Source organism: Nitrososphaerales archaeon (assembly GCA_025058425.1).
Classification (GTDB): Archaea; Thermoproteota; Nitrososphaeria; order Nitrososphaerales; family JANXEG01; genus JANXEG01.
This window is the reverse complement of sequence record JANXEG010000057.1, coordinates 1-7,755: the sequence shown is the minus strand read 5'-3', so window position 1 is coordinate 7,755 and position 7,755 is coordinate 1. Positions and strand designations below refer to the sequence as shown.

The following is a 7,755-nucleotide window of genomic DNA, read 5'->3' as shown; positions in this document are numbered from 1 at the left end:
ATCTAGACAGAAAGGTCAAGCTTTATCGTGACATCATCTATAATGAAGGATCTTTATCGAATGATATGATATGATATGATATGATATGATATGATCGACAAAAGTAAAATAATGCTGAGTAAAATTTAAGATGCGATTGCAACGTGCGTAACGTCGTTGTATTCTGGAGTGGTGGGAAGGATAGTTGCTTGGCATGTTATGAAGCTACTCTGCACGGTCTAACGATCTCTTATCTCCTCAACTTTACAGTGAAAGATAGACCCCACCTTCATGGAGGTCCTGAATCGATACATGCTCAATTACGAGCGATTGGTCTACCATTCATTCAAAAGGAGACCACATGGGGTATGTATAGAGAGGATGTTGAAGATGTAATCAACAGATTAAAGAAGGTGAATGTGAGTGGAGCGGTCTTTGGAGATATTCACCTAGAAGAGCATAGGAGTTGGATAGAGAAGCTCTGTGATAGATTGGGCATCTTACCATACTTCCCTTTGTGGAATAGAGATCCCATAGAGATCCTCGATACCTTCGTATCGAAGGGGTTTGAGGCGATCGTGATCAGCGCAAGGGCTGATCTATTCGATGAAGGATGGGTCGGAAGAAGGATAGATAGGAACTTCATCAGAGATTTGAGTAGACTTAGGGATAGGATCGATCTCTGTGGAGAATTTGGTGAATACCATACATTCGTTATAGATGGCCCAATATTCAGAAAGCGCTTAATGATAAGTCTTGGTAAAAAATCGTTAAAGGATGGTTATTGGTCCTTAGATATCTCAAACCTTATCTTAAAGGATAAGGAGTTTTAAAGATTCAAAGGTTATTAGATCGTTGGGATATTACGAATTCGAGTGAAGGGTCGTTGAGCGATTATACGTTGATAACAGATTACGATGTATACTTATTCAAGCAGGGCAGACATTACAGACTTTATGAGAAGTTCGGTTCGCACATCGTTGAGATGGATGGTAAGGTTGGTACATACTTCGCCGTCTGGGCACCGAACGCATCCAATGTATACGTAATGGGAAGTTTTAACGAATGGAATCCGGAATCCCATCCCCTCTCCCCTCGCCCAGATGGATCTGGTATATGGGAAGGCTATATATCTGGAGTGGATGAAGGCACATTATACAAGTATCGAATAATCTCTAAGAATCGTAATTATTGGGCCGATAAGAGCGATCCTTTCGCATACTACTTTGAAGTACCTCCAAAGACCGCATCGATCGTATGGAGCCTAGATTATGAGTGGAAGGATGATGAATGGATGAAGAATAGAAGAGAGTACAATTCTCTCGATGCACCATTCTCCATATACGAAGTCCATCTGGGATCGTGGAGGAGAGTACCAGAGGAGGATGATCGATGGTTAACTTATAGAGAGATGGCACACCATCTGCCCAAATATGTGAAAGAAATGGGCTTTACACACGTCGAGTTCATGCCAGTCATGGAGCATCCATTCTATGGTAGCTGGGGGTATCAGATTACGGGCTACTACGCACCGACGAGTAGGTACGGTAAACCTCAAGACCTCATGTACCTCATCGACCAATTACACCAACATGGAATAGGCGTTATACTCGATTGGGTCCCATCACACTTCCCTACGGATGGATATGGCTTGGTCTACTTCGATGGTACTCACCTATACGAATATGAAGATTGGAGGAAGCGTTACCACCCCGACTGGAATAGTTACATCTTCGATTACGGTAAGAATGAAGTGAGATCTTTCCTGATAAGTAATGCGCTCTTCTGGCTCGATAAGTACCACGCCGATGGTCTCAGGATCGATGCCGTTGCATCCATGCTATACTTAGATTATTCACGTAGAGAAGGTGAATGGGTTCCAAATATATATGGCGGGAAGGAGAATCTTGAGGCCATATCTTTCCTTAGGGATCTGAATGAAGCGATTTATAGATACTACCCAGATGTGCAGGTGATCGCTGAAGAGTCTACAGCGTGGCCGATGGTATCTAAACCAACGTACGTGGGAGGTTTAGGCTTTGGGATGAAGTGGAATCTGGGCTGGATGCACGATATTCTCAACTATCTATCTAAGGATCCCATATATAGAAAGTATCATCATAACCAGCTCATCTTCAGCATCTGGTACGCTTTTTCTGAGAACTTCATCTTACCCTTATCACATGATGAAGTCGTGCATGGTAAAGGCTCTCTAATCAACAAGATGCCCGGGGATGATTGGCAGAAGTTCGCCAATTTGAGGTTATTATTTGGTTATATGTACGCCCATCCCGGTAAGAAGCTACTCTTCATGGGAGGGGAGTTCGGCCAATGGTCGGAGTGGAACCATGACAGGAGCCTCGATTGGCACCTCCTCGAATATCCTAAACATCAAGGGCTGCAGAGGTTGGTGAGGGATTTGAACAGCATATATAGAAGAGAGAGGGCTCTACATAGGTCCGATTTCAGCCCAGATGGTTTCGAGTGGATCGATTTCAACGATTGGGAGCAGAGTGTTATAAGCTTCATTAGAAGGGATCGAGAATCTGACGAAGTTATGCTCATAGTCTGCAACTTTACCCCAGTCCCCAGAATCGGCTACAGAGTAGGTTCGCCTAGAAAGGGATTCTGGAGAGAGTTACTGAATACAGACTCTGAATACTACGGCGGGAGTGGTCTGGGAAATCTGGGTGGTGTGGAGGCCGTTCGAATTCCATTCCATAGAAGGGATTACTCTATTACGCTCACACTACCGCCATTGGCATGTTTGTACTTTAAGAGCGAGTGTAGCGAATAGAGGTAGCGATTCCATATTCTGAAGGTCCAATCTGTTATCCACTCTTTGTGAAGAAGGATACCTTTAGGGTTGGAATTAGATTTAGATAATTTTAGATAAATTAGATAAATATTTACTCTAATTCTAAATTACGTATGATGAAGAAGGTCTCGGATTATGTAGAGGGGCTTAAAGAGTATGCGATATCTACTCTAGGCAAGTTGATATCAATACCAACTGTAAACCCACCGGGAGGGATGTACGTGGATGCCGCTAACTTCTTGAAGGATGAGCTCGAAGGTATCGGCCTCGATGTGGATCTGATAGAGATACCCGATTCTTACTTGGATAGGCATTATCCGTATTCGCCACAGCATAAGGGGCATAGAAGGTTGATAGTCTACGGTAGGCTTGGTAATAGGGGGCCTAGATTACACTTCAACGGGCACTACGATGTAGTTCCGGCTGGTGGTGGGTGGAGGTTCGACCCCTTTAAGCCTACGATCATCGATGGGAAGGTATACGGTAGAGGGGCGAATGATATGAAGGGCGGGATAACCTCGATACTGATGATGTTGAAGGTGTTGGTGAAGTTCGATCTTATTTCGAATGGTACGTTAGAGGTCGCTTTTGTGCCCGATGAGGAGTCGAGTGGTATCGGTACAAAGTACCTGGTTGAAGAGTGTAATGTAATACCAGATTACGTGGTGGTCGCAGAGCCTTCAGGTATCGATCGGTTGGCAATAGGGCACAAGGGGCTCGTACGTGGCATGGTCAAGATCAAGGGTAGACAGGCCCATGCCAGTATGCCTTGGATTGGCGATAATGCATTTGTGAAGGCATCTGAGCTGATCGTGAAGTTCAAAGATAGATATGAAAAGATTCTATCATCGAGAAGGACCACTTATCCGGTGGATGTGCCTAAAGGTCTATACCCGACGATCAATTTAGGCGGGTATGCGGAATCGACGAGTAGAAAGGAGAGTATCGTGCCAGGTGAATTTATCTTCAGTATCGATAGGAGGACGATCCCCGAAGAAGACCCACTTGAGGTTGAAGAAGAATTGAAACACATCCTGATCGAGTCTGCGAAGGAGGTCGGGGCTGAAATCGATGTAAATATCATAACCAATATTCCAGCTGCAGCCATACCCATCGATTCAAAGATCGTGAGATTTGCATGTGGGTGTATCAAAGGTATTATTGGTAAAGATCCAAGAGTGGGCCTATCCCTTGGGAGGACGGACCTTGGCTATTATATCTTTAAAGGCTCGAAGGGGATCATGTACGGTCCGGGTAAGATTGAAGGTTCTCACACCACCGATGAATATGTAGAGCTGGATGATATAATCGTAGCCACGAAGGTCTTCGTAGCGTTAGTAACTAACTTTATGGCCCAGGATGCATGAAGGTTTGCTCAATCGCTTAGGATCGGATAAATATCAAGGCAATCAATTCTTATTAAAATTCATCTTTAACCATCAACTTTAAATTCTGCTTATATGACCTTTTATTATAGAAATCCTAGCTCTCCAAGAATTCACAGGAGGGATGGGCCCGTAACTCAGCCTGGTAGAGTGACTGGCTCATAACCAGTTAGTCGTGGGATCGAAGCCCACCGGGCCCACCTACAAAAGTTAATTCTTAACCAGTTAACCAGTTAAGAATTTTTAACCGATGAGCGATACGATAAGCTTTATAGAATGTGAGGCATGGCTCTGCCTTCTATACCAGAAGTTTTTGAGGCGTATAATCTGATGATTCTATCGTGAAAAGATCCTTTTACGTAAAGTATCTCTACATCCAGTACTCAAGGTTAGAGGTTCTTCAAATATCGCAATATCGTTATAATGATATGATTAAAAACTCTATTCCAGATATCAATTCAGAGCCATCCTCTAAACCCATCATATTAATTTCTCTATGCCTTATCCATTAATATTTATGCAACCACTTCTAATATACCGTAGGATGTCTTGAAGATGGTGGTATCGAGCGTTAGGAAGAGGGATGGAAGGATCGAGCCATTTCAAGAGAAGAAGATCGCAGATGCGATACTGAAGGCCTTCAACGCAGTCGGGCGTAAAGATGGAGAGGTTTCTAAGGAACTCGCACGCCAGGTTACGATGGAGGTCGAAAAGAACTTCGCTGGTAAGATACCATCTGTAGAGGATATCCAAGATATCGTAGAGAGGGTCTTGATCAAGAACGGGTTCGATGATGTATCCAAAGCCTACATCCTGTACCGTAAGAAGAGGAGCGAGGTCCGTGAAGCAAAGCGCTTCTTCGGTGTAGAAGATGATTTGAAGCTGAGTGTGAATGCGATAAGCGTCTTGGAGAAGAGGTATCTCTTAAAGGATTTGAATGGTAAGGTTATTGAAACGCCGAGTCAGATGTTCCGTAGAGTTGCAAGAGCGGTCGCTCTCGCTGAAAAGCTCTACGGATATCAAGATGTCTCAAAGTTTGAAGATGAATTCTATACGGTTATGAGAAATTTGGAATTTATTCCCAATTCACCGACATTGATGAATGCCGGTACGGAGATAGGTCAACTATCCGCATGCTTTGTACTCCCTGTAGAGGATTCGATAAAGGGGATCTTCGATGCGATCAAGTACATGGCTTTGATACACCAGAGTGGTGGTGGGACTGGCTTCTCATTCTCAAACCTCCGCCCCCGTGGAGATATCGTAAGGTCTACAAGGGGTGTAGCATCTGGACCGGTATCATTTATGAAGGTATTCGATGCGGCGACAGAAGTGATTAAGCAGGGTGGTAAGAGGAGGGGTGCGAATATGGGAGTTTTGAGGGTGGACCATCCCGATATCATCGAATTCATCACCGTAAAATCCAGAATCGGTGTATTGAATAATTTCAACATCTCGGTAGCCGTGACCGATGAATTTATGGAGAAGGTCTTCAGGGGTGAAGATTACGACCTTATCAACCCTAGAAATGGAGAGGTTGTGGGTAAGTTAAACGCAAGTGAGGTCTTCAATTTGATGGCGACGATGGCCTGGTCGACTGGCGATCCTGGCATCATCTTCATAGATGAAATAAATCGGCATAACCCTACACCCAGTCTGGGGAGGATCGAGAGTACCAATCCTTGTGGTGAACAGCCCCTGCTACCCTACGAATCTTGTAATCTGGGCAGTATCAACCTTGCCAAGATGGTGAAGGATGGGGATTTGGACTGGGATAGGTTGCGGGAGGTGGTGCGAATAGGTGTACGTATGCTCGATGATGTGATCGATGTTAATAAGTATCCGTTACCTCAGATCGAAGAATTGACAAAAGGGAATCGAAAGATCGGTCTGGGTGTTATGGGCTTCGCCGATATGCTCGTCCAGTTGGGGGTCAGGTACGATTCGGATGAAGGATTGAGATGGGCTGAGAAGGTTATGAAGTTCATATCTGATGAGGCTAGAAAGACCTCTGTAGAGCTGGCAGAGGAGAAGGGGTCATTCCCAAATTTTGAGAAGAGTGTATGGAAGGAGAGAGGATACGATGCGATGCGCAACGCCACCCTGACCACGATAGCACCTACGGGTACCATATCGATCATCGCAGGCTGTACGAATGGTATAGAGCCCATATTTGCAATCTCATTCATCAGAAATGTGTTGGAAGGTACCAGGTTGTTGGAGGTCAATCCGTACTTTGAGGCTGTAGCGAAGGAGAGGGGTTTTTATAGTGAAGAATTGATGAGAGAGATCGCGAAGAGAGGTTCGATACAAAATATCAAAGGGATACCGGAGGATGTGAAGAATATATTTGTGACGGCTTTTGATATAGCGCCCGAGTGGCATGTGAAGATGCAGGCTGCCTTTCAGAAGTACGTAGATAACGCTGTATCCAAAACTGTCAATCTACCCCGTGAGGCATCCGTTGAAGATGTAAAGAAGATCTTTATACTCGCTTATAAGTTGAAGTGTAAAGGGATTACGGTGTATCGGTACGGGAGCAAGCCTGAACAAGTACTATACATCGGTTCAGAGTTAAGAAGGGAGAGGGGTGATACGTTAGAGTTTGTAGGTGCGGATTCTGAATACTCTGGTGGATGCCCGACCGCTGGTATTTGCAACATATACTAACTTCAGAATTTTAGGAGTAGAAAGGAAGCATCTTTATCTTTATGTAAATAGATTTTTAGGAGATAATAAACATGTAATTATTGGCGGGGGTCGCCAAGTCTGGTCAAAGGCGCGAGGCTTAGGACCTCGTCCCTTAGGGGTTCGTGGGTTCGAAACCCACTCACTAGGTGGGCGAGTATCCCACCCCCCGCACCAATATAGTGTGAAGATGGTTGGCACTTTAGAATGTAATCACGGTGAAGGTTCGTGGGTTCAAATCCCACCCCCCGCATCTCATAGCATCCCATAGCATTCCATAAACCTTAAGATACTTCATGAGCCAAAATTTATCGTCTTGAGCCATGTTATAGATCGATCACATCCATATACCATTGAATATTCTTCATAAGAGATAGTAGGATCGTGATGATAGTACGATAAAAGTATCTGGTTCGAAGGGTGTTATCAACGCTTATCAAAAGGATTATCTTTTATCTTATAAGATGGATTAATAGTCTAACTCAGATGTTTAATACGTAGTAAAAGGCAAAAGGGAAAAATTATTGGGAATAGCTGAAGAAAAGAAGAAATTTTTAAAGAAATTGATTAAAGAGCTACATTCAGGAATACCGCCACAAGAAATTAAGTTGAAATAAAGAGGGCTGAAGAAGTGGATTTAGATAAAGGGAGTTTGCAATTCGAGACAGGGATGTTATCAAAAGAAGAGATCGAGGCTATATTAAACACAATCCCGATCGAAATAACTTTTGTAGATGGAGAAGATATAGTGAAGTACTTCAATAAAGCTGAAAAAAGAATCTTCATTCGAACGAAAGCTGTCATTGGGAGGAAGGTTCAGCTTTGCCATCCTCAAAAGAGTATCCATGTAGTGAATAAGATTTTGGATGCATTCAAGAAAGGTAA

The 7,755-nt window shown here is 43.8% G+C and carries 5 protein-coding genes and 2 tRNA genes; all 7 read left to right on the top strand.

The features are described 5' to 3' along the window. The first annotated feature begins 143 nt into the window (after positions 1-143). A complete protein-coding gene (locus NZ896_05935) occupies positions 144-812 on the top strand; it encodes a diphthine--ammonia ligase (GenBank protein MCS7116991.1) in 669 nt (222 codons plus the stop codon). A gap of 53 nt (positions 813-865) precedes the next feature. Next, positions 866-2,776 (top strand): 1,4-alpha-glucan branching protein GlgB, encoded by a 1,911-nt coding sequence (gene glgB / locus NZ896_05930; GenBank protein MCS7116990.1) that lies wholly within the window; start codon positions 866-868, stop codon positions 2,774-2,776. 137 nt (positions 2,777-2,913) lie between these two features. Then, positions 2,914-4,164 carry a M20 family metallopeptidase gene (locus NZ896_05925; protein MCS7116989.1) on the top strand — a complete coding sequence of 417 codons (1,251 nt, stop codon included), beginning with the start codon at positions 2,914-2,916 and terminating at the stop codon, positions 4,162-4,164. A gap of 144 nt (positions 4,165-4,308) precedes the next feature. Further along, positions 4,309-4,382: transfer RNA gene (locus NZ896_05920), tRNA-Ile, on the top strand. 355 nt (positions 4,383-4,737) lie between these two features. Then, positions 4,738-6,852: a vitamin B12-dependent ribonucleotide reductase gene (locus tag NZ896_05915; GenBank protein MCS7116988.1), complete on the top strand. Its 2,115-nt coding sequence runs from the start codon at positions 4,738-4,740 to the stop codon at positions 6,850-6,852. An 83-nt stretch (positions 6,853-6,935) separates the two neighbouring features. Then, positions 6,936-7,047 (top strand) — tRNA-Leu (locus NZ896_05910). 475 nt (positions 7,048-7,522) lie between these two features. Then, positions 7,523-7,755, top strand: a 233-nt coding sequence (locus tag NZ896_05905) for a PAS domain-containing protein (GenBank protein ID MCS7116987.1), incomplete at its 3' end; no start/stop codon positions are given.